The organism is Salinibacillus kushneri, from assembly GCF_900111405.1.
GTDB lineage: Bacteria > Bacillota > Bacilli > Bacillales > Alkalibacillaceae > Salinibacillus > Salinibacillus kushneri.
In genome coordinates, this window is sequence record NZ_FOHJ01000003.1 from 136,428 (window position 1) to 159,313 (window position 22,886).

General features: G+C 37.7%; 20 protein-coding genes and 1 riboswitch. Of the genes, 9 read left to right on the forward strand and 11 right to left on the reverse strand.

The annotated features are described in order from the left end of the window. Positions 1-7: 7 nt before the first annotated feature. The 4 genes from BMX63_RS17955 to BMX63_RS17960 all read right to left on the reverse strand — a co-directional run bounded on the left by BMX63_RS17955 (position 8) and on the right by BMX63_RS17960 (position 2,021). Entirely contained in the window at positions 8-148 is a 141-nt protein-coding gene (locus tag BMX63_RS17955) for a hypothetical protein (protein WP_177167197.1), read from the reverse strand. A gap of 359 nt (positions 149-507) precedes the next feature. Further along, on the reverse strand, positions 508-771 hold the full coding sequence (locus BMX63_RS05445; RefSeq protein ID WP_245732728.1) for a DUF3231 family protein: 264 nt from the start codon (positions 769-771) through the stop codon (positions 508-510). 8 nt (positions 772-779) lie between these two features. Then, positions 780-1,523: a DUF3231 family protein gene (locus BMX63_RS05450; RefSeq protein WP_177167198.1), complete on the reverse strand. Its 744-nt coding sequence runs from the start codon at positions 1,521-1,523 to the stop codon at positions 780-782. A 360-nt stretch (positions 1,524-1,883) separates the two neighbouring features. After that, the gene (locus BMX63_RS17960; protein WP_177167199.1) at positions 1,884-2,021 is read right to left on the reverse strand and encodes a hypothetical protein; all 138 of its coding nucleotides are present in this window, start codon (positions 2,019-2,021) and stop codon (positions 1,884-1,886) included. A gap of 263 nt (positions 2,022-2,284) precedes the next feature. On the opposite strand from BMX63_RS17960, the gene BMX63_RS05455 reads away from it, so the two are divergent. After that, the gene (locus BMX63_RS05455; RefSeq protein WP_093132773.1) at positions 2,285-3,331 is read left to right on the forward strand and encodes a M14 family metallopeptidase; all 1,047 of its coding nucleotides are present in this window, start codon (positions 2,285-2,287) and stop codon (positions 3,329-3,331) included. A 151-nt stretch (positions 3,332-3,482) separates the two neighbouring features. Here the strand turns inward: BMX63_RS05455 and BMX63_RS05460 are convergent, their stop codons facing one another. Beyond that, the gene (locus BMX63_RS05460) at positions 3,483-5,129 is read right to left on the reverse strand and encodes a BCCT family transporter (protein WP_093132775.1); all 1,647 of its coding nucleotides are present in this window, start codon (positions 5,127-5,129) and stop codon (positions 3,483-3,485) included. A 522-nt stretch (positions 5,130-5,651) separates the two neighbouring features. Here BMX63_RS05460 and BMX63_RS05465 point away from each other — a divergent pair. Further along, on the forward strand, positions 5,652-6,272 hold the full coding sequence (locus tag BMX63_RS05465) for a TVP38/TMEM64 family protein (protein ID WP_093132777.1): 621 nt from the start codon (positions 5,652-5,654) through the stop codon (positions 6,270-6,272). A 325-nt stretch (positions 6,273-6,597) separates the two neighbouring features. Here BMX63_RS05465 and BMX63_RS05475 read toward each other — a convergent pair whose 3' ends face one another. The 5 genes from BMX63_RS05475 to BMX63_RS05495 form a co-directional block, all read right to left on the reverse strand. Then, entirely contained in the window at positions 6,598-7,959 is a 1,362-nt protein-coding gene (locus BMX63_RS05475; protein WP_093132780.1) for a gluconate:H+ symporter, read from the reverse strand. Between the two features lie 34 nt (positions 7,960-7,993). Further along, positions 7,994-9,538 (reverse strand): gluconokinase, encoded by a 1,545-nt coding sequence (gntK, locus tag BMX63_RS05480; RefSeq protein ID WP_093132782.1) that lies wholly within the window; start codon positions 9,536-9,538, stop codon positions 7,994-7,996. Then, positions 9,531-10,205 carry a GntR family transcriptional regulator gene (locus BMX63_RS05485; RefSeq protein WP_093133184.1) on the reverse strand — a complete coding sequence of 225 codons (675 nt, stop codon included), beginning with the start codon at positions 10,203-10,205 and terminating at the stop codon, positions 9,531-9,533. Before BMX63_RS05485 ends, gntK begins: the two co-directional genes overlap by 8 nt. A 210-nt stretch (positions 10,206-10,415) precedes the next feature. Next, positions 10,416-11,324, reverse strand: a complete 909-nt coding sequence (gene metA / locus BMX63_RS05490; RefSeq protein WP_093132784.1) for a homoserine O-acetyltransferase MetA — start codon at positions 11,322-11,324, stop codon at positions 10,416-10,418. Positions 11,325-11,685: 361 nt separating this feature from the next. Further along, the gene (locus BMX63_RS05495; protein ID WP_093132786.1) at positions 11,686-13,269 is read right to left on the reverse strand and encodes a Na+/H+ antiporter; all 1,584 of its coding nucleotides are present in this window, start codon (positions 13,267-13,269) and stop codon (positions 11,686-11,688) included. Between the two features lie 186 nt (positions 13,270-13,455). Here BMX63_RS05495 and BMX63_RS05500 point away from each other — a divergent pair, with 186 nt between their 5' ends. Continuing rightward, positions 13,456-14,175: a GNAT family N-acetyltransferase gene (locus tag BMX63_RS05500; protein ID WP_093132788.1), complete on the forward strand. Its 720-nt coding sequence runs from the start codon at positions 13,456-13,458 to the stop codon at positions 14,173-14,175. Between the two features lie 210 nt (positions 14,176-14,385). Beyond that, the gene (brnQ, locus tag BMX63_RS05505) at positions 14,386-15,720 is read left to right on the forward strand and encodes a branched-chain amino acid transport system II carrier protein (RefSeq protein ID WP_093132790.1); all 1,335 of its coding nucleotides are present in this window, start codon (positions 14,386-14,388) and stop codon (positions 15,718-15,720) included. Between the two features lie 80 nt (positions 15,721-15,800). Here the strand turns inward: brnQ and BMX63_RS18430 are convergent, their stop codons facing one another. Continuing rightward, positions 15,801-15,971: a hypothetical protein gene (locus tag BMX63_RS18430; protein ID WP_245732748.1), complete on the reverse strand. Its 171-nt coding sequence runs from the start codon at positions 15,969-15,971 to the stop codon at positions 15,801-15,803. Between BMX63_RS18430 and BMX63_RS05510 the strand changes: the two genes are divergently transcribed. The 5 genes from BMX63_RS05510 (at position 15,893) to BMX63_RS05530 (ending at position 22,597) form a co-directional block, all read left to right on the forward strand. Then, on the forward strand, positions 15,893-17,206 hold the full coding sequence (locus BMX63_RS05510; protein ID WP_245732729.1) for a S8 family peptidase: 1,314 nt from the start codon (positions 15,893-15,895) through the stop codon (positions 17,204-17,206). The genes BMX63_RS18430 and BMX63_RS05510 overlap by 79 nt on opposite strands. A 137-nt stretch (positions 17,207-17,343) precedes the next feature. Beyond that, entirely contained in the window at positions 17,344-18,873 is a 1,530-nt protein-coding gene (locus BMX63_RS05515) for an alpha/beta hydrolase (RefSeq protein ID WP_093132794.1), read from the forward strand. A gap of 103 nt (positions 18,874-18,976) precedes the next feature. Further along, positions 18,977-19,061: riboswitch (cyclic di-GMP riboswitch) on the forward strand. 30 nt (positions 19,062-19,091) lie between these two features. Continuing rightward, on the forward strand, positions 19,092-19,253 hold the full coding sequence (locus BMX63_RS05520) for an anti-repressor SinI family protein (protein WP_093132796.1): 162 nt from the start codon (positions 19,092-19,094) through the stop codon (positions 19,251-19,253). A gap of 213 nt (positions 19,254-19,466) precedes the next feature. Beyond that, positions 19,467-20,633 (forward strand): TraB/GumN family protein, encoded by a 1,167-nt coding sequence (locus tag BMX63_RS05525; protein WP_093132798.1) that lies wholly within the window; start codon positions 19,467-19,469, stop codon positions 20,631-20,633. 155 nt (positions 20,634-20,788) lie between these two features. Then, positions 20,789-22,597, forward strand: coding sequence for a cation:proton antiporter (locus BMX63_RS05530; protein ID WP_093132800.1), 1,809 nt, complete (start codon positions 20,789-20,791; stop codon positions 22,595-22,597). The last annotated feature ends 289 nt before the right edge of the window (positions 22,598-22,886 follow it).

The window sequence follows — 22,886 nt, forward strand, 5'->3', positions numbered from 1 at the left end:
GGACTTTTTAGTGAAAGAAATATTTACCTATAGTATTTTCATTACAAATATTTTTCTCTTTTAAAATAGGCTCTGTTAAACTGAAGTGTTGATTTTGAGCTGCAGTGTCCTCGCTTTTCCCCGGGGGCTTCGTGATTCTTCTTGGCATACTACGACTGCGGGGCTTTCTTATCCCCTCTTCCCGAAGGAGTCTCGTGGACTTCCGCTTTCATCAACTTGGTAGAAAATGAACAATAAGCTTTAACACAGCCTTACAAAAAAACAATTACCTGTAATTCCAAAAGTTAGAGAACCAAATCTTCCCCCAATCCTTATCAAATGAACCAGAACTTTTCGAAATATTTAAAGTTAATCCGTTTGTTCGATAACCTTTTGAATCTCCCCCTTTTACCAATACCTCTGCAGAACTATATCTTTAAAAATTTTTTCTGTTTAAAACGGTCTAATCCCAGGGGTAAAGCAACAGGCCATAATAGGTTCTTCATGCTTTTGTCCTCTTAAATCTCATTAATTCTTATTCTTTTTAGCCATATCTATATGATCAATAGATGAAGGGGGCTTCTCCATCCAGTTATGATCAATCAAAATATTAGCTCCATCTTCCGCATATTGCAAAGTTTCCGTCAAAATACGCATAAATTTTGCACTTAAATCTCGACGGGAAACAGTACCTAATGCTACTCCATAATATCCAAGTGAAATTCCAGTTAACAGTGATACTTGAAACATCATAAGTTTATCTGAAAAAGGAGCTGTTGTTGATTCGAGCACCTCTGAATCTAAGGTAGGGGTATTGGAAAGATTCTCTTCAGATAAAATTGTCTCATAAACTCTATAACTTTATCCGCAATATTAGCTCCTCTAACCATATAATTTCGTACTTTTTGCTGGCCAGCCGTTTGACCAAAACCTAGTAACAACGCTTTCCCAACGGAGTTGCGCTCCATATTGTTATAAAAGTGCATAATTTCAATGGCGTTCATCGCTCGATTTTCCCCGAACCAACCTGCTAAATAACCTTGCTTTTCAATAAATTCTGGTTTAGTTGGTATGGGTATTGATGCAGCTTTGTTATATAATCCTTTCTCTAATAAAACATTTAAGGACTTATTATATAAGTTTCTGGTTAGATCAATTGCATTAGAGATAATATTCTTTACATCTGAACGTGCACAAGAAGCAAATGAAGATCCGTATGAATTCATCCCGTGCCTTGCCATATTATGAACGTACCTTAAATGGAATTCATCGGAATACAACGCTGGTGCATTAAGGTTTAAATCCTCGCTCTCGCTAAAACCAACAGGGATAGCGTGATTTTCCTTTTTGTAAATGGTTTTAATATCTTGCAGCATAGTTTCAGTAATTTCAATAGCCAGTTCTAGCACATCGCTAATTTCTGTATCATGTGTTTTTTCCTTAAAATATTTTAGTACACAGTAAGACATGCTATTATTCATATAAGCAGTCCAAAGCGCAGTTAATTCAGGCGAAGTAAGACGAATATGATCTTCAGTTTCCATACCCATAACCCTCCAAATTTTAATTCGCATGAGTAGTTTCTCCTAAAAAATGAAAAATATTTATTTAAGCTAAGAGATGGTATATGTAAATAAAAAAGCTGGATTTTATGGGGGGTTTACGAATTGCTTTGAATGTGAAGTTATGAACTAACCCTAATAATTGAACAGTAAAGGAAAAGGAGGTTATTTTCCAAGAAGGAGATCAGCTCTATTTTATTGGAGAAAAGGGGCTGTATGGTTGAATAAGGGATGTCTTTCATGGGCCGGATGAAAGACAAAACATAGCAGAAGCTCAAGAAAAATGTCCTTCATAACGCCAATGAAGGACAAAACAAGGCAGAAGTACAAGTGGAAGGTCCTTCATAAGGTCGATGAAGGACAAAACAAAGCAGCAATGGAAAGAAAATGTCCTTCATCGCGCTGATTCAGTTGAACCGACTCACTACATCGACCCACTCCGTTCATCGTGTTTCCTTTATCTCCCGCAGCTTTAGTCATTCCTAAGCTGGCGCTTCCCGCTATTCAGGTGCACTATCGTCAGTCACGGAATTCTATCATCACCTAATAAAAGAATGCATATGAAATAGGTCTTAATCACAAGGCAGGATTTTCCGGTTTTATATGCTTAATCCTTAGCTAATATAGCCTATCCTTGTAAAATTCACTTCCTTCTTTTGCTTCATTTTTCCAAAATATAAAGGAATTTACCCCCATTTAAATCAAAGTTAAAGTTAAGCAAAAAAATGGAGGAGGATGTTATCATGAAAAACAAATGGTTGAAAGTGATTGCATTAGGAGTGTTACTTGGAGGTATGGCTTTAGCGACGCCAACTACATCTGTGTTTGCTGCTAATGGACCGGATTATACTGGAAATGAAACGATTAAGAACGAGCGTCTTCATAATTATGAGGAAATGAGCGAATATCTTGATAAGTTAGACCAGCGTTCCGAAGCCCTGGATCTTGAAGTGTTTGGGCAGTCGAATAAGGGACGCGACTTATATTTGGCTAAGTTTGGAAATCAGGAAGATAATCCTACCATTCTCTATTTAACACAACAGCATGGAAACGAGACATTAACTACTGAAGGGGCACTTCAATTTATTAAACATTTAACCTCTAATTCTAAAAACGTAAGAGAATTATTGGATAATGTAAATATCCTAGTTGTCCCCCGTTTAAATGTTGATGGAGCTGAAGGGGATGTAAATTTCTCTTTAGATGATTATGTAGCAGGTACTCATACGAGATATAACGCCAATGGCATTGATTTAAATCGTGATCATGTAGATAAAAATGAACCTGAAACGGAGGCTTTTCATGAAAATGTTATCCAAAAATATAACCCTGATTATTTAATTGACTTACATCATCAGGGAACCCAAACGACATTAGGGGATACAGATGAACTGGTATCTGGGTCCATTCTGTTCCCAACAAATCCTGATGTAGACCCGGAAGTAGTTGAAAAATCAAAACAGCTTGGTGCTGTACTCTATAACTCTATTGAAAGCAAAGGTTTCGGTACTATTTCTAAATATGTTGGCGGTACCGCTCCCACCATTGGACGTAACGGTATTGCTCTAGAATATGGGATTTCAACCTTACTATTTGAGATGAGGGGCATGGCTGACCATTATTATGAAGATTATGTCTTAGGACAGAAGAGTAATGGCTATCTGATTAGACAGGCTGTAATCAGCTTAGAAGAAACTGCTCAAGCAATTGCTGATGGATCTATAGCAGAAGCTGATACTTCTTTCTGGGATACATTACCTGAAAGCTCTTATAATCGTAGCAGCGAATAAAAGGAGTTACGTTTAGGACAGTTCTATAGATTCCATAATGACCAAAATCTTGAAAGGACCCTTACGATTAAGAGTTGTGATGTTATTTGTTTCAAATGTGAATAAAAAAAGGGCATGGCTAGAGAGCCATGCCCTTTTTTTACGTTCTAGATTAGGACACTTGATCGTTGTCCTTTTCCTTTTCGTTAATAACGTTCTTTTGTATTTTCTTTTGATCCTGTAAGTCGCCTAAAGCAGTAAAAATACGTCTTCTTTCAACCGGCAGCGATCCGTACCGTGACTCATTATATAATGATTTACCCAGGGAGTAGATCATAAAGAACATAATAATCATAAAAGGAAAACCACCAATTACGGATGCGGTTTGTAATGAACTTAAGCCGCCTGCAAGTAGTAATACGGCTGCAAAGGCTCCTTCTAGTATGCCCCACGTTACACGCAGTCCAATTGGGGGCTGAGGATTTCCTTTAGATGTTAACATTCCGATAACGTAAGTACCTGAGTCAGATGAGGTTACGAAAAATACTGTAACCGAAATCATGGCGATAAAGATGAGTATACCGGAGAGAGGAAACTCGCTTAATAGAGCAAAGAAGCCTTGTGCTTCATCAGCTTTAACGGCATCCATAATACTAAACTCTCCAAAATGCTCGCCATATAATGCAGCACCACCAAATACACCGAACCAAACCATACTAACAGCAGTTGGAACAAGTAAAACACCAATTGTAAAACTGCGGATGGTACGGCCTCTGGAGACGCGGGCGATAAACGATCCAACAAAAGGCGCCCAGGCAATCCACCAGGCCCAATAGAAAATGGTCCAGCTATTATACCAGCCTTCTGCACCTTCTCCGGCGGCATCTATTCCGAAAGACATTTGAAGAATATTTTGCAGATAGCTTCCTGTAGAATGTGTAATGGCGTTTAAAATAAATACTGAAGGTCCTAGTACAAAGACAAATAATAAGAGTAGTCCAGCTACGCCCATGTTGATTTCACTTAACCATTTAATTCCTTTGTTAATACCTGTAGTCGTTGACAGAATCGCTAATCCTGTAACAACAACAACAATAACCAGCCATAATGTAGTGTTATTCGGAATACCAAAAAGGTTCTCCATTCCTTGACCAATTTGCATAACACCTAAACCAAGGGAAGTTGAAATACCAAGTAATGTTGCTAAAACTCCAATAATATTTACGGTATTTCCTATAGGCCCATTCAGGTTATCACGGCCAATAATAGGCTCAAGCGTTGAACTTAATAACATAGGCAGTCCCTTACGATAACTGAAATAAGCGAGGGCACAAGCTACGATGGCATAAATAGCCCAAGGGTGTAATCCCCAGTGGAAAAAGGAGTATTGTAGGGCTAAATGTACTGCTTCGGGTGTTCCTCCTTCACCAAATGGGGGCCAATCATAATGATTAATTGGCTCTGAAACTCCCCAGAATAACAGTCCAATTCCCATACCTGCACTAAATAACATCGCAAACCAGGCGCCAGTTGAATACCTTGGTTCTTCATCATCGTCCCCTAGCTTTATTTGACCTAGTGGACTAATAATCAGAACGATAGCCATCATAACAAACAGGCTGGCTCCTAAGATGAAAGACCAACCAAGGTTGGTAACCATCCAATTGAATGCTGTATCCATGTATTTACTAAATTCAGGCAATGTGATGCCGGCTACAACAAATAAAATGGCTAATATTAATGAAATGACAAAGACAGGCGTTTTTAACCCCTCTTTAAATGAATTTAGTCCTTTTTGACTTTTTTGTTGTTTAGACATAGTTGCCTCCTTACATGTAGAATATACTCAACCTTTAAAAGATACATGATTAGAAGCAAATGAGCAAATAACGAAAATAGACAAAAATAGATTTGTGTTACTTTATATCCTTTTTAGTTAGATTTATAGCTTACTATCGAAAAATATAGACAAATAACGTCATATTTCTCCCTATCAATCTGGTTGACGTTGAGAAAATACCTTTTGGGACAGTGGTGAAAAATAGGAATCGTCTTTCCTTTAGACGATCTATTTTTATTAATAAAGTTGCTGATTTTGGTGTGATTAACGTTTACATTAATCGAACGTTCCTGAACATTTTTCATTAAGGAGAGTCGTGAACAAGGCTTATTTCTAAATGGGTATGAATCTTTTTGTTTGTAGTGGAGTCACTTGTGTGATTGGATAATAGCCAATAGGACTATGGTATAATACTAGTTATAATGGAAAAAACGATTTACTAACGTGCACGTTTGAAAAATCTTAATAGCTAATCAAATCTGAAATTAGAAAGAGATACATATGGATAGATTAAAGACATTATTGAAAACCTATCAGAAACTGGTAGTACAAATCCTTAGTATTATTGGATTTGCAGTTATTATTGGTATAGGGATATTTATTATAAAAAGTGACTTCTTTGGAAACCCGGCTAAAGTGCAGCAATGGGTTGCTGGCTTTGGCAGTATAGCTCCCTTATTGTTTTTGGCTTTATCCTTTACACAGGTTGTGATACCTGTTTTGCCAGGTAATGTTTCAACTGTTGTTGGTGTGATGCTATTTGGGATAGGTTTGGGTTCTATATTAAATATCGTCGGTATTTTTTTGGGATCTCTGGCTAATTTTTGGCTTGCCAAGAAATATGGACGCCCCTTTGCCCGTTATTTTGTGAAGGATGACACCTATGAAAAATATATAGGATGGGTGAACAAAGGAAAACGGTTTGAGCGGTTCTTTGTGATTTCTATGGTTTTTCCAGGTTTTCCGGATGATTTTATTTGCCTAATTGCAGGGCTTACGAAAATGACTTTAAAAAAATTCATTCTTTACTTCTTATTATGCAAACCCATTACTTTAACAATCTATACATTGGTTCCTTTATACGGGATGAGTTATTTATATGACCTTTTCCATTCGTTTTAATTTAAAAATAAGAGGATGGGACCTAACAAAAAAATCAACTCCAAAGAAGAACCATGAACGATTTTAGCGGATGAAATATACGCAGACTCCTTTAAAAATGTATGCACATTTTTTCTCGTGCGCTGTAAAGTCATCCAAGCTTTTCTTTTGGCCTGCGGAAGGAAGACATAGAAAGCCTCCACGATGCACCAGCACGAGGAGGCTTACCAGAGCCGCCCGCGAAAAGCGAAGGATATTTCCGGAGCGGGTTTATGCATTTTCCACCATGTTAAATTCGTTCGGATTTCTCTGTGAAACAGCTTTTGTCCCAGCCTCTTATTTTAAGTTAGACAAATAGATTAATAACTAATACTCCGACAAGACCTACGACGGAGATAATGGTCTCTAGAAATGTCCATGTGAAGAAGGTTTCTTTCAGGTTTAATCCGAAAAATTCCTTAAACATCCAGAATCCTGCATCGTTTACATGGGAAGCAATTAAACTACCAGCACCAGTAGCAAGAACCATTAGGGCTGTGTCAACAGCGCTTCCTTGCATTAATGGAATGACAAGACCTGCTGTTGTTAAAGCAGAAACTGTAGCTGAACCTAAGGCAATTCTTAGGATGGCAGCAATCAACCAGGCTAGTACTAATGGTGACATTTGGCTATCGGCAAATAGGTTGGCTACGGCATCTCCAACACCACCGTCAATTAATACCTGCTTAAATACACCGCCACCACCAATGATTAGAAGCATCATACCAATGGCACGAATAGATTCTTCCGCAGATGTCATCACTTGCTTCATCGGAATATTTCGCTTTACCCCCATTGTGTAAATGGCTAGTAATACGGATATTAATAGTGCTGTTGTTGGTTCTCCAATTAGATGGATAATATCAAATAATAGATTATTTGAAACGTTTCCAAGATCCTGTATTAAATCCACAATCGTTGTAAGCGCCATTAATATAACCGGAAATAAAGAGGTTAAAACACTAATACCAAAACCAGGTGTATTCTCAAGATCATAAGATTTTGATGGACTTAAAGAATCTACGTTTCCGGTTTTCTCAAAGGCTCCAGGTGTGATTTTCTGAGCTAATTTTGTAAATAAAGGACCTGCGATGATAACAGCAGGAATGGCGATAATAATTCCATAGATTAAGACCATACCAATATTTGCATCATATTGCTGAGCGATAACTGTAGGACCAGGATGTGGTGGTAAAAATCCATGGGTTACAGATAATGCTGCAGTCATTGGAATACCTAGATATAAAGGTGATACTTTCAGTTCTTTTGCGATCTGATAAACAATCGGAATGAGTAGAACAAGTCCAACTTCAAAGAACAAGGCAATACCAATAATAAAGGAAGCAATGACTACGGCCCACTGAATCCGTTTTTTACCAAATTTATCAATTAATGTAATAGCGATTCTCTGGGCGCCGCCAGCATCAGCTACCAGTCTACCTAAAATTGCACCAAAACCAAAAATTAACGCAATACTGCCAAGGGTTCCTCCCATTCCGCCTTCAATCGATTCAACGATTTTATCCAGTGGCATGCCCAAGGCCAGAGCCACTAGAAAAGCTGTAACAATAAGTGAAATAAAGGTGTTGATTTGGAGCTTTGTAATGAGTAATAATAAAGCGATTACACCAAATGCGACAATAATAAGTGGTAAAATATTTTCAAACATTTTTATACTCCCCTATCTTTGTTGTTAAATATGATTAGTCTAGTTCTGATTGATAGTTCGCTATTTTTTCGTATTCAGTGGCTAGTGAGCGTGAAATACTGATAAAAATAGGAACCAGTTTTCTATATTCTTTTACATGCTCAGGATTTGGCTCATGCTGATGAGTTGAGCCTATATATTCTTCTACAGCATCAAATGATTCAATTTCTTGAAGTGCATACAATCCCAGTAAGCAGGCTCCCAGACAGGATGATTCGTGGCTTTCTGGAATGACAACATCCTGATCAAACACATCTGCAAGCATTTGACGCCATAGCTCTGACCTTGCAAATCCTCCTGTTGCTTTTATGGCCGTAACAGGTGTCTCCATAGCTTCTGTTAAAGCTAAGAATACGGTGTATAAATTGTAAATAACACCTTCCAGTGCAGCACGAACCAAGTGCTCTTTTTGGTGATTCAATGTTAAGCCAATAAAGGATCCTCGAACATCTGCATTCCATAATGGAGCTCTTTCACCTGACAAGAAAGGATGAAATAACAGTCCATTAGATCCAGGATTTACTTTATTTGCCATTTCAGTTAGTACATCATAAGGATCAACACCTAAACGTTTAGCTGTTTCCACCTCGCTGGACGCTAATTCATCACGAATCCAGCGAAAGACAATCCCTCCATTATTAACTGGACCTCCAATGACCCAGTGATCCTCTGTTAGGGCGTAACAAAACGTACGTCCTTTTGGATCTGTATGAGGCTTTGGAATTACGGTTCGAATGGCCCCACTTGTCCCGATAGTAACCGCTACTTCACCCTCTTTAATGGCATTGACTCCAATATTGGATAATACGCCATCGCTGGCACCGATTACAAAGCGGGTTTCTGGTAAAATGCCCATTTGATCTGCATATTGTTTATCACTTCCGGCAAAGATTTCTTTCGTTGAAACCAGTCTGGAAAGTTTTGTTTCTGAAATGCCTGCTACTTTTAATGCTTCTTTGTCCCATGAAAGGTTCTCAAGATTAAATAATCCCATAGAAGATGCAAGCGAATAGTCTACAACATATTCATTGAATAATTTATGGAAGATATATTCTTTAATCCCGATATATTTTTTCGTTTTTTTCGCAATCTCTGGCTTGTCATGTTCAATCCAGGCAATTTTGCATAATGGTGACATCGGATGTACAGGGGTTCCTGTTCTTAGGTAAATGTTATGTCCATTCCACTTCTCTTTAATTTTCCTTGCCCACTTTGAGCTTCGATTATCTGCCCACGTAATGCATTGCGTTAAAGGTTTATCGCTTTCATCAATCGCTATTAAACTGTGCATAGCACTACTAAAGGAGATAAAAGAGAGATCTTTCGGATTTATGGCAGATTTCTTCATAACATTCCCAATTGATAATAGGACAGCTTGAAAAATTTCATCTGGATCCTGTTCAGCTGTATAGATATCAGGTGTGTACAAGTCGTACCCATTGTTCTCTTCTGCAATAATGTCTCCTGTTTTTTTGTATAAAACCGCTTTGGTACTTGTTGTACCAATATCTACGCCAAGCATAAACTGATGTTTATTCATGGAAGTCACTCGCTCTCTTTAAAGATTCTGGGTTGTGCCATAAGCCTTCTGATTGCTTCTGTACATCATTAAAGTTTTTATAAAAGGCTTCCTCAACTAATGGTTCATTCTTTTCAATGATTGCCTGAATAAGCAATTCGTGATTGTAAATAATCCGGTCAAAGTCCTCATAATTATGCTGCATCCGGTGTCTCATATCTAATAAAATCAGACATTCTACAACAGGCTTTAAATTGGACCAGAGGATACCGATATGTCTATGTTGAATGGATGTAATGATGGTTTCATGAAATTCAATATCTTTAAAAGAAAACTCATTAGCATCTTTATATTTAATCGCAATTTTCATCATCTCTAAGATTTTCTGAAGTTCATGAATCAGTTTCTCATTGTCTTTTTTTAATATTCTACGAAAAACAAAGGATTCAATCATCAGTCTTACATCATAGATTTCTGCTATATCCTTTTCGGTTATACCGATAACCTCTGCACCCATTTTTTTTAGTTCAATTAAATCTTCTTTTTCTAATAGCTTTAGTGCATCTCGAATGGGAGATCGACTCACTTGATATTCTTTAGACAATTGATTCTCAGAAAGTATTGTTCCCTTTTCAATATCATGGGAGATAATACGCATCCTAAGGTCAGTGGCAACTCTCTCACCCATCGATGAGGCTGCTAGTCTCTGTTCAGGATAGAACGCTTTCAAATGAAACCACCTTCTTTTATAAACAATACTTGTTCAACCTGTATACAAGTATATTATCATAAGGATTGAATCATGTAAACGTTTTAGGGTGCCTGTCACCACCCGAAATTTGTCGAAAAAAGACGAGAGGCCTCTGCTCTCTCGTCTTCAATCATTTTTTTTAATTTTTTATTCCCATTCAAAAGGGGTTTCTTGATAAACATAGTAATTAAGCCAGTTTGAAAATAATAGATGGGCATGGGATCGCCAGCGGTGCAGTGGTTTTTGACCGGGATCGTTATTAGGGAAATAGTTTTCGGGTATGTCTGTTTTCAATCCCTTTTTTACATCACGCTCATATTCATCAGCCAAGGTTTTGGCATCATACTCCAGATGCCCGGTAATCATGACATGCTTTTCATCCTTGGATAAGATTAAAAAGGGCTCATTTTCTTCAGAAGTGCAAAGGACGGTTAAATCTTCGCATGCTTGAACGGTTTCTAAGGATGTACTTGTATATCGGGAATGAGGCGCTAAAAATTCTTCATCAAAGCCACGTACAAGTTCTACAGTTGGTTTTTTGACATAATGTTTATAGACCCCTGTACATTTTTGGGGCAGTTCAAATTTTCCGATTCCGTAATGATAATAGAGGGCTGCCTGTGCACCCCAGCAAATGTGTAATACAGAGGTAACATGTGTCTTAGACCATTCCATAATGGTGGTAAGCTCCCTCCAATAGTCAACCTCTTCAAAGGGCAATTGTTCAATTGGCGCCCCTGTTATGATCATGCCGTCAAAGCGCTTATCTTTTATATTTTCAAAGGTATTATAAAATTGTTTTAAATGAGATGGCTCCACATTTTTAGATTGATGACTTGCCGTATGGAGCAAGGTGACAGAAACCTGTAAAGGCGTGTTTCCTAATAAACGAAGCAGCTGTGTTTCGGTTCGTTCCTTATCTGGCATAAGATTTACAATTACAATTTTTAAGGGACGAATATCCTGTGTATGGGCCCGGTCAAGATCCATAACAAAGATATTTTCCTGCTCGAGGACATTACGCGCTGGTAATTGTTTTGGTATATTAATCGGCATGTTAATCCCCCTTTATATATATGTCATACATCATTCTTTTTGATATATATGTATATATATTCTAAAGGATATTTTCAAACATTTCATGGTAAAATTCTGAAAAATTAATGATTTCTTAAGTCCATACAGGCTTTTCTTTTTAGTTAGGCTCTGTTAAACATAGGTTTTGATTTCCGCTCCAGTGCGCTCACTTTCCCCGGAGGCTCCTCAGCATTACGCCTGCAGGGTCTCCCGTATGCTGCTCTCGCACCCCTCGGCTCTAAACCACTTTCCGGCGCATTCCCATACACAAAAAGACTGCCTTCAGAGTAAAAGACAGTCATTACATCATATAGTCGCAGTAGACCATTCTGGTTAGAGCTTAATCTTTCGTATCCTCCTCTAATTTTACCAGCTTATCTGTAATCTCCTCTTCTTCCTTTTCGGCAATTTCACTTGTTATAATCTCTTCATTTAATAAGTGATTAATAACTTCATGCTGGGCATACAGAGAATGTTTTTGTAAGACGTGTTTTTGCTGTTCTTTAAGGGTTGGATGTTCTTGGAAAAGTTGCTCCATTTCATTCTGTATTTGTTGCAGCTCATGCTCGTATTGATCTACTAATTCTCTAGCTACGGTTTCACTGATTAACAATTTATTTTTCACCTTCATCACTTCATCAATGGCGGTTTCATACCGATGGGCCCGTGCGATTAATTCCCGATACTCTTGATGACCTTTTTCTGGTTCTTTTACTCCTAAGAGAGAGATAAGGGGTTTTATGGTAAGCCCCTGAACAACTAATGAGAATAACACCACACTAAAAGCCATAATTAAAATCTCATCTCGACCAGCGAATTCTCTGGGAAGGCTCAAGACAAGAGCAATAGATATGGAACCTCTTAAGCCCCCCCAATTTAAAATATGCTTCCATGAGTTGGAGAAGTTTCCCATGAAGAGCAGACTCCCATATACGGCAACACTCCGGGCTATAAGGACAATGAAAATGGCTAAGAAAATCATCCACCATTTATCCGAAACATTAATCCGGGTAATTTCCAGTCCTACCATTAAAAAGACCAGGGAGTTGGCAAGTAACGCTGCAACATCCCAAAAGTTATTAATGTTTAGCCTTGTGGTTGGGCTCATCCCGATTTTCATGCCGTAGTTTCCTAAAACAAGAGCTGAAATGACAACAGCAATTACGCCTGATGCTTCAACACTTTCGGCCAGTAAATAAGATCCATAAAATAAAATGACACTAAAGATAATCTCCAATGGATAATCATCAAAATATTTGGTTAGGTGGGAAAGTCCAAAGCCTAAAGCCCCGCCAATAATTAAACCAAGTGATACCACTTTAATAAATTCCCAGATCCCTAATCCTGCCCCTTCTAACCCAAGTTCCGTATACGTTAGTAAAGAAAAGGCAGATATGTTAAAGAGTACAACAGCAAGTCCATCATTTATTAAACTTTCTCCTTCAATAACGGTAGAAAGTCGTTTATTGACTCCCACACTTTTGAAAATCGATAATACACTCACTGGATCGGTAGCACTCATAACGGCAGCAAAAACAAAGGCTGCTGAAACGGAAATTCCCAGTAGCCAAACAGAGGAAAAGCCGATAACAATAAAGGACAAAAGGGTGCCTCCAAAAGCCAGAGCTAGAATCGGATTTTTATTTTCATTCAAATGAGAAAAAGGTAATTTAAGTGCGGCTTCACCTAAAAGAGCAGGTAAAAATAATGTAAGAATAACAAAATTGAAGATTTCTCCTTCTGTAATAAACGTAATTAACGGTTCCAATACAGGAATGTGAACAAGACCGATTATGGTACCCACAATGACGAGTGAAATTGGATAGGGTCTTTTGAATTTTTTGGCAATGGCGGTAATACCCGCTGCAATCATGACCAGAATAAGACCAAGTTCAAAAATATGATGTAAATGTAAATCATTCATACAGGATTTCTCCTTTATTCCCATTATTGATAAGTTCATCTTCCATCTATTGTCCCCAAAATAATAAAATGGTTTCACAAGTCATGGAATTTACCAGTAAAAAGAATGTCCAAGGATTCGTATTAGTCAAATAAAAGAGGATATCCAATTTTGAGAGAGAAAAGGTAGTAAGGGAGGGAGAGCAAAGTGGATTTATTTAACATTATAACAAATCAGAAGGAATATTGGCTTGTGGATCAAATAAAGAAGGAGAATGTTGGATCTAATGATTATCAAAAGCAATTTTCCAGCATATTGAACGATTGGATAGAGGAGCGAATTGGTTATTTATCCTTATTGATGGATGAAAATCAGGAAGAATGGCTGATGAGTAAAGGGTTTGAGAAGATTTCAAGCATTGTCGAGTATATAAGATCATTAGATTCTTTACCTGATATAGATGAGGAAATGGACTATCATTCTCTATCTGAAGGCAGCATGAGTGATCAGGAATTTCGTTTATTATATGATCGTTGCAGAACAGGGACGCTAAATAAAAATAAACAACAGAGTATGGATAAGGTCATGCATGCGATAGAAACAGAACTAGGTCCGAATTGGCGAAAGCATTGTTATTATTTTACGAAAAGTGATTCATTATTAGGCATCTGTATCCCTCATATTGAAATGGGAACAAATGATGAAGGGAGATTGTTTTATTTTGGGGTGACGCCTGAATTTAGAGGCCAAGGTACGGGTGTGAACATTCATAAAATAGCCCTGCATTTATTAAAAAATCATTTTTCTGCAAAAAACTATGTAGGAAGTACAGATACAAGTAATCAGCCTATGATAAAAATCTTTGAACAAAATGGATGTCAGCTTCGGGACCGCAAAGGAATCTATCGAATAGAAAAAGAAAACTGAATATAAGAGATACAGGGACTGGGCCAAATGGTAAACAGTCCTTTTTTCGTGTCTACTATGATTTTACCAGGAAATAAAGCTACTGGTTGAGATTAACTATTTACAGTTTTCGAAAAGTTATGTATATTAGGTTAGTGAAAATTTTGTCGAAAATGTAGGGCTATATAGATTTAGTATGTCGAATTTTAACAGGTTTGGAGGATTACTACCATGAAGCAAAAGCTATCAATTAGAGAGCTGTTCACTTTAGGCTTTTTCATGCTTGCCTTGTTTTTAGGTGCAGGAAATATTATTTTTCCTCCTTTACTTGGACAAGAGGCAGGTCAGTCCCTTTGGCCGGCTATTTTAGGCTTTTTGGCTACCGGAGTTGGGCTTCCGCTCGTAGCTATTATTACGGTTTCTATTGCAGGCAATATAGATGTACTTTCTAAAAGAGTTCATCCCCTATTCCAAATGATATTTCCGTTTGTAATCTATTTGGCGATTGGACCGTTTTTTGGTATTCCCCGTACAGCTACTGTCGCCTATGAAATAGGGGTTTTCCCTTTTTTGTCAGAAAATAATGACATTATTATGTTTGTTTCCACCTTGCTATTTTTTGGCTTAACGTATTTATTGGCTTTAAATCCAGCTAAGCTTGTTGATCGGATAGGAAAAGTTATTACACCAGTACTCCTGATCCTGATTGTCTTAATTGCTGTGCGAGGGTTCATTTCCCCATTAGGACCTATTGGGGATGCAACAGGAAAGTATATGGATAAGGCTTTTTCCAGTGGCTTCGTTGAAGGTTATTTAACGATGGATGCACTTGCAGCTCTTGTATTTGGGCTGGTTGTCATTAATCGAATTAAAGATAAAGGAATTACTGAGGTCTCTCAAATACGATCCTATACGGTAAAAGCAGGAGTGATTGCTGGTGCAGGATTATCTTTTGTCTATCTTTCTTTAGCATATATTGGAGCAACGAGTGTAAATATGACAGGAATACAGGATAATGGAGGAGCTATCCTTACCAATGTCACATCAACCTTTTTTGGTTCTATGGGTACGCTTATTTTAGCCTTTGTTATTATATTCGCCTGCTTAACCACTTCAATTGGGCTGGTTTCTGCTTGTGGTGAATTTTTAACCCAGCGCTTTAAAAAGATTCCGTACTCCGTAATCACTGCCATTCTATGTTTATTTAGTTTAACAATGGCTAATCTCGGTTTAAGTCAATTAATCTCTGTTTCTTTACCTATTTTGACGATGATCTATCCAATAGCCATTGTGTTAATCATTTTGTCAATCGGCAACACAGTAAAACCGGTTCCTCGTTTCGTATTTGCAGGCGCTATTATTGGGGCAGGTTTCATAAGTGTTTATGATGGTTTATATACAGCGGGATTACAAGTAGAAGCTATTACGAATGTTTTATCTTATCTTCCTTTATATGAATACGGTGCTGGCTGGATAGTACCGAGTATATTAGGTGGGCTACTTTCATTTATGATATATGGAATAGGGATTCTACTAAATTTGCGAAAACAGTCACATATCTATTAGATTTGCGAGGGAAAGGCTCCCTCACTTTTTATTTGTCTTCTAAGCACCATTATCGTTTTCTATTAGCCTATCTTTCTATTTTAAGGGACAATCATGGATTCCAACTCTCTTATTCTTTCATAGTTTGTTAATAAATAAATAGAAAGAAGGGATATGAGTGTTTGGTTATTCGATGATTCAAATGGTGCGTCAATATGGCGACAAAATGGAACGTCCTTTACGCGAAGAATTAATTCACCTTTATAGACCATTTAAATATACTCCCTGCTTTTTGCATCAAACTTTTGAGAACAGGTTGAAGCGTAAGAAGAAGCTGCCTGTCATTATTGAGTTTGATTCTGACATGTATGATAATGGATGTCAGGAGGTAGAGGAAATTACGAAGAAACATGGGAAAAATAGAATGAATCAATATTTTTCCCGGATATCCTGTTGTTCTGCAGATGTTACTCCCAATAGCTTAAACGAAATGCTAACAAACTGTAAGCATATAAAAAAGGTTTATAAAAATAAGCAGGTTCATGCTTTACTTGATGTGGCTGTTGAATCAGCTAATGCAAAAAATGTTGTCCGAAATAATACCCAATTAACTGGAGAAGGTACAAAAATTGCCATTATTGATACCGGGATTCATCCTCATCAGGATTTATCCGAACGAATTACAGACTTCGTTGACTTTGTTAATGACAGGTCCGAACCTTATGATGATAATGGACATGGTACTCATTGTGCAGGGGATGCCGCAGGAGATGGGGCTGCATCCTCAGAACAATATATGGGCCCTGCACCCAAAGCCCATTTAGCCGGAGTAAAAGTTTTAGACAGGATGGGATCTGGTACACTGGATACGATTATGCAAGGTGTGGATTGGTGTATTCAATATAATGAAGAAAATCCTGATGATAAAATTGATGTTATAAGTATGTCATTAGGTATGTCTCCACAGGATTATGGCGATGAAAATCAGGATCCAATGGTGCAAATGGTAGAGGAGGCCTGGAGAAACGGAATAACTGTTGTTGTAGCAGCTGGAAATAGCGGGCCGGATCCTCAGACCATTTCAAGTCCCGGAATAAGTAATCAGGTTATTACAGTTGGTGCTCTGGATGACCATGACACATCTGATACTAGAAGTGATGATGAGGTGGCTAGTTTCTCAAGTAGGGGTCCTACTATTTATGGAGAAGAAAAGCCTGACCTCTTAGCACCTGGAGTAAATATTACGTCTCTGCGTTCACCTAGTTCATATTTAGATAAATTGCAAAAGTCAAATCGAGTAGGAGAATATTACTTTACTCTGTCTGGTACCTCCATGGCAACGCCAATTTGTGCTGGTGTTGTGAGTTTAATGAAGCAAAGCAATGCTGAATTAACACCTGAAGAGATTAAAGAATTATTAAAGTCAGGCGCTGATTTATGGGATGATCAAGACCCTAATGTATACGGGTCCGGTTATCTAAATGCTGAAAATTCAATTCCTCAATAATAGAAAGAACAAGATGGGTCATTTCCCAAATATGGGTGATGTCCCATCTTTTTTGTGGCAAAAAGGGAAAAGGTTTTTTCCATTTTTTTACGAATTATATATAATAATGGGGAAACAAAAGTGAGGGGGAGGTTTAAGTGAACTGGATTAAAATTGGAGAGGTGAACATTCACTATGAGTGGATAAAATCGAAAGACCCTCATGCAGAAGAAACACTAATTTTAATCAATGGAGCAGGTCTTGATATGTATTCCTGGGATTTTATTATTCCTTATTTTCTTAAAAACTACCATGTAATGCGGTATGACTTGCGCGGACATGGTTATAGTGATGAAGGAAAGGAAAAAAGGGACATTACGTTGCTGGCAGAAGATCTCCATTACCTCATTTCTAAGCTCCATATAAAAAACTGCCACGTCATTGCACAAGGATTAGGCGGGTTTATAGGAATTGAAATCGCTTCCCATAATCAAAACAAGATAAAATCACTCGTCTTAATGGGTGTACCTCTCCATTATCCAAAACGGTTAGGAAGTAAGATAGTGAAGTACCGGAGGCAATTAGTAGAAGGTCAAAATTCTATGTTACGAATGGGTCAGGAAGTGATAAAAACAGCCTGTTATCCTCCTACTAAGGAAAAGAACAAACGCTTACTCCATGCCTACAAAAAAGTGTCACCTACTATCTATTTTGAACTGTTTCATACAGGTTTCGGCGAACAAGGGATAAAAAACTTACAAAAGCTAAACATTCAGATTCTTATACTATCTGGTTCTGAGGATAAAGTATTTCCTCCAGAATTAACAAGTGCCAGTTTAAATTTTAATCCAAATGCGAGGTTTTTTACCGTACCTAATGCAGCCTTTATGATACAGATGGATCAGCCACAATTAACTGCTGATTGGATTCATGGCTTTATTGAAAAAATAAATTCTAAGGAGAAATCTGAAAGTCAGCAATATGAACAAAAATACCAAAGAGATTTGACCACAGAAGTCTATTCAGAGATTCGCCAAATGCTTCACAATAATCATCAACAAACCAGTTCAAAAATATTGCAAGTCAATCTAATGAGTGGGTTCAAAGTGCTAGTAAACGGACAACCGATTTTAGAAGGATGGGGAAAACGGAAGGCAAAACCTCTCCTTATATATTTATTATTTCACCCATCAGTAACCCGTGATGAATTGTGTGATGTATTGTGGCCAGATACTGATATCAAAAATGCACGAAACCGTTTAAGAGTATCACTGCATCATTTAAAAAAGACACTTGAAGCCAACAGCAAGGAAACGATGTCTATTATTCAATCAGACAGGGAACATGTTTATTTACAATGCACGGTTGAGTCAGATTTACTTTCGCATTTACAAGCAATAAGAGAGGCGCATAATGAATCCTACCATCCTGAGAAAATAAAGCAGTATAAAAAGCTATTAATGGCCATGACAGAAAATCCCTTGCCCGGATTATATGAGGACTGGTTTTTAAAGCTTCGTGAAAATATTGAACGAGATTGGGCAGAAATGGCGCTTTTTCTTGCAGATGTTTATGAAGAGCAAAAGCATTTTAATCACGCAGTCCATTCTATTCAATTGGCACTTCAATATTTAGAAAATGAAGAGCTAACAAAACGTTTGCATGATTTAAAAACAATCGAGTCCTGATTCAGTAACGCGAAATAGAGTGGCCAGGAAATTTGTAATGAATGTGTAATGGCCCGCATGTTAAGATAAAATAGATTTTTGAATGATTAGAAATCATGGTTTTATCAGACAAAGGCAAACCTATTGAAAGATAGGGACGCAAAGCCACAGGTCTTATGTATAATAGTAAAGATGGCTGGGCTGCCTGAAATACAGGGGTATTTTAGGAGGTATAGTGGGTGAAAGAAGTAGGGGGAAAATGGGATCAGGAATGGGCCGGTTTATTGCTTGAGGCGAAAAAAATTGGATTAAGTATTGAAGAGGTCAAGGCATTTTTAGAAAAAGGAAAAATGGTTTATCATGATGAACAACCATACAGAAGGCTGGATAAAATAAAATAAGATCGTTTTTTTCTAAGTGCCGCATACCAGGGAATGCGGTTTATTTTTATACCTCAGTAAGGTAAACTTTAATGAAGCAGACTTATTCCGAAAATGAATGAAATAAAATGATAAATCATTCTCATTTTCACTATTATCGTTTATTATGGTATATGATAAGGGATTTGCAATAAACAGGTATTGAATTCAGCTACCATAAAGGGAAGGTTACGTATGTCTGAAGAAAACATAACAAGAGTACAGTTGGATGATAAAGAAGTCATCCTTATTGGAACTGCGCATGTTTCAAAACAAAGTGCTGAACAAGTAAAAGAAGTAATTGAAGCCGAACAACCAGATTCGGTTTGTATTGAACTGGATGAACAACGCTATCAGTCCATAAAAGAGGACAGTCAATGGAAGGACATGGATATATTTAAGGTCATTAAAGAAAGAAAAGCTACCTTACTCTTAATGAATTTAGCTATTTCCTCCTTTCAAAAACGGATGGCAAAGCAATTCGGAATCAATGCAGGTCAGGAAATGATACAGGGGATTGAATCAGCCGAAGAGGTTGGCGCTGATTTAGTTCTGGCAGATCGTAATATTCAGGTTACCTTTTCACGAATTTGGGGGAATATTGGAATTAAGGGGAAATTTATGCTGCTGACAGAAGTAATCGGCAGTATATTTAGTCGAGAAACCATTTCCGAGGAAGATTTAGAAAAGATGAAGTCACAGGATATGTTAAACTCCATGCTTCAGGAATTTACAGAGTATTTCCCTAAATTAAAAAAACCTTTAATTGATGAACGTGATCAATATCTGTCTCAACGAATAAAAGATGCCCCAGGGAATAAGGTGGTTGCTGTTTTAGGAGCGGCGCATGTTCCCGGAATAACAAGAGAATTGCATAAGGAACATGACCTGGAGCGCCTATCGGAACGTCCTCCAAAATCAAAGGTGCCAAAAATCATCGCCTGGGCTATACCTATTCTGATATTAAGCATTATCGCCTATACATTTGCTACGAATCCATCAGCAGGCATGCAGCAAACGTTAAGCTGGATCGTATGGAATGGGACCTTTTCTGCTATAGGAACAGCTATCGCTTTAGCCCATCCACTTGCTATTTTAACAGCTTTTATCGCTGCACCTATTACTTCATTAAATCCGCTTATAGCAGCTGGGTTTATCGCTGGTATTGTACAAGCCTTTCTGCGTCGTCCTAATGTGAGGGATTTTGAAAATCTGACCGAGGATGTTTTCCATATTAAAGGCTTTTGGCATAACAAGGTCACCCGTATTTTACTTGTGGTGGTTTTAGCGAATATTGGAAGTTCATTGGGTACATTTATTGGTGGTGCGGATGTAGTGAGACTGTTTTTTGAAAATTTATAAATGCAAATGCTTAAAAGGGCTTAAGGTAATCTTAGGTCCTTTTATTTTTTAAACGAAGAAAAATGATTTTTAAATGAATTCATTGAATGAGGGTTACTGGGTAAGCTAAGAAGAGGATTTATTGAACAATACTTGCTAAAAAGTGGGTTTTATAAATGGAGTCATTGGTGTTATTAAGTATTGTTGTCATTATAGCTTTAGGGATTTTCTCACAATGGCTCGCCTGGCGTATACAATGGCCGTCTATTGTGATTATGTCGTTAGCAGGGCTCATCATTGGCCCTTTGTTTCTATTGGTAAACCCTGAAAAAGCTCTAGGGGACTTATATAGTCCGCTGGTTTCCCTTGCTGTAGCCATTGTACTGTTTGAAGGAAGTTCAAGTCTCGATATAAGAGAAGTGAAAAACATTTCTAAATCTGTCTTTCGAGTGGTTACACTAGGAGCGTTTTTGGCATGGATTGGCGGATCCTTTGCTGCACATTATATTGCCGGTTTAAGCTGGGCTGTCTCTTTTGTTATTGGTGGTCTATTTATTGTCACAGGGCCTACAGTCATTATTCCTTTACTTAGGCAGGCAAAGTTAGATCCGAGAGTTGCAGCTGTGCTGAAGTGGGAAGGAATTATTGTAGACCCCATTGGTCCCCTATTAGCTCTGTTTGCCTATGAGGTTATTAAAGTGATGAATTTGAATGAAGGTGGTTTTGGCTATTTATTATCGTTTTTTGGAGGAGCTCTTGTCGCAGGTTTAATCGGATATGTAATGGGTCTGCTTGTTAGTGTGATGGCAGGCAAAGGATTATTTCCGGAATATTTAAAATCACCTATTATACTTTCCTTCGTTTTACTATGCTTTTGTTCAGGCGAATTGATTATGCATGAAACAGGAATGCTGTCGGTTACAGTCATGGGCTTTACCATAGCACGCAGACAAAAATATGTATCTTCAATTGGAAACATTGCACATTTTATTGAAAACATTTCAGTCATCTTAACCTCAACCATCTTTATTCTTTTAACTTCTTCTTTATCGAGAGAAACGATTGGTCAAATTTTTACTTTACCGATTTTAGGCTATGTAGGCATTATGCTCTTTCTGGTTCGTCCTTTAACCATATGGCTTTCCACGATTGGAACGGAATTAACCAATAAAGAAAAAACGTTAATTGGATGGATTGCACCAAGAGGGATAGTAGCTTTAACGGTTTCCGGCTATTTTGCTTCTATTCTGTTGGAAGACGGTTTTGATGATGCTTCGATTCTAACTGCTCTTACCTTTGCGCTGGTATTCATTACCGTTTGTGTACATGGCTTTAGCTTAGGTCCAATAGCTCAGAAATTAGATTTGGCCAGTAACGATACTCCAGGAGTATTATTGATTGGGGCCAATGAATTTTCCTTTGCACTTGCCAATCACCTTAAAAAAATGGAGATTCCGGTTTTGGTTATGGATCATACCTTTCATCATTTAAGCAAATCGAGAGAGTATGATATTGATGTTTACTATGGTGAAATTCTATCTGAGCATACAAAGTATGAAATTGATTTAACCCCTTATGAGTATATATTATCTCTGACAGATGACCCTGCTTATAATGCTCTTGTCTGTCAGTCCTTTATTCCGGAGTTTGGTTATCAGTATACGTTTACCTTAACTTCTAGAGGGGACGGGCCTGAACAAAAGGAAATTCCACCTGCCCATCAACCGAATATTCTGTTTGGAGAGAATGTAGAGTATGAATCACTCAACCGTAAAATGCGCGAGGGCTATTCCTTCCAAACCATAGATTTAGAATTGGAGGAAAAAAAGACCGTCAAAAAAGAGGACTTGTCCGTACCTGTTGATGGAATATGGATTTTTATTAGAAAAGAAGATGATGAGCTTATCTTTATCACTCTAAAAGAAAAAGTAACAGTGGAAAAAGGCGATCAGCTCGTGGTGTTGAGTAAGGAGGCAGAGCAGTAAAGCGAGATAGTTAACAGAACGGCCATGATGGCTCCTGGAAATAAGGGACTCATTATGGTCGTTTTGTTTTAATCCTTAAGTATGGGATTGATGAAGAGACATATGGGTTTTACGCTTCGATTACCTCCTTTCACGGTCCTCCTATAGAAAAATAACCGCATTTTTCTGAAATAAACAAATTTTATAAACAAATTCCCGTTGCAAAACCCTGCCATAGCTATTATAATGTCCTTTATATATATACGATTGTTCTCTTCTGGAGGACTGAATGTGGGTTTGGTAAAAGAAA

Coding starts and splice junctions, on each gene's coding strand:
- BMX63_RS17960 (WP_177167199.1), bottom strand. CDS start 2,021: ATGACTAAAGCTGCGGGAGATAAAGGAAACACGATGAACGGAGTGGGT.
- BMX63_RS05460 (WP_093132775.1), bottom strand. CDS start 5,129: ATGTCTAAACAACAAAAAAGTCAAAAAGGACTAAATTCATTTAAAGAG.
- BMX63_RS05495 (WP_093132786.1), bottom strand. CDS start 13,269: ATGAATGATTTACATTTACATCATATTTTTGAACTTGGTCTTATTCTG.
- BMX63_RS18430 (WP_245732748.1), bottom strand. CDS start 15,971: ATGGTCTATAAAGGTGAATTAATTCTTCGCGTAAAGGACGTTCCATTT.
- BMX63_RS05510 (WP_245732729.1), top strand. CDS start 15,893: ATGATTCAAATGGTGCGTCAATATGGCGACAAAATGGAACGTCCTTTA.
- BMX63_RS05485 (WP_093133184.1), bottom strand. CDS start 10,205: ATGGGTGAGAGAGTTGCCACTGACCTTAGGATGCGTATTATCTCCCAT.
- BMX63_RS05525 (WP_093132798.1), top strand. CDS start 19,467: ATGTCTGAAGAAAACATAACAAGAGTACAGTTGGATGATAAAGAAGTC.
- metA (WP_093132784.1), bottom strand. CDS start 11,324: ATGCCGATTAATATACCAAAACAATTACCAGCGCGTAATGTCCTCGAG.
- brnQ (WP_093132790.1), top strand. CDS start 14,386: ATGAAGCAAAAGCTATCAATTAGAGAGCTGTTCACTTTAGGCTTTTTC.
- BMX63_RS05475 (WP_093132780.1), bottom strand. CDS start 7,959: ATGTTTGAAAATATTTTACCACTTATTATTGTCGCATTTGGTGTAATC.
- gntK (WP_093132782.1), bottom strand. CDS start 9,538: ATGAATAAACATCAGTTTATGCTTGGCGTAGATATTGGTACAACAAGT.
- BMX63_RS05465 (WP_093132777.1), top strand. CDS start 5,652: ATGGATAGATTAAAGACATTATTGAAAACCTATCAGAAACTGGTAGTA.
- BMX63_RS05450 (WP_177167198.1), bottom strand. CDS start 1,523: ATGGAAACTGAAGATCATATTCGTCTTACTTCGCCTGAATTAACTGCG.
- BMX63_RS05455 (WP_093132773.1), top strand. CDS start 2,285: ATGAAAAACAAATGGTTGAAAGTGATTGCATTAGGAGTGTTACTTGGA.
- BMX63_RS05530 (WP_093132800.1), top strand. CDS start 20,789: ATGGAGTCATTGGTGTTATTAAGTATTGTTGTCATTATAGCTTTAGGG.
- BMX63_RS17955 (WP_177167197.1), bottom strand. CDS start 148: ATGCCAAGAAGAATCACGAAGCCCCCGGGGAAAAGCGAGGACACTGCA.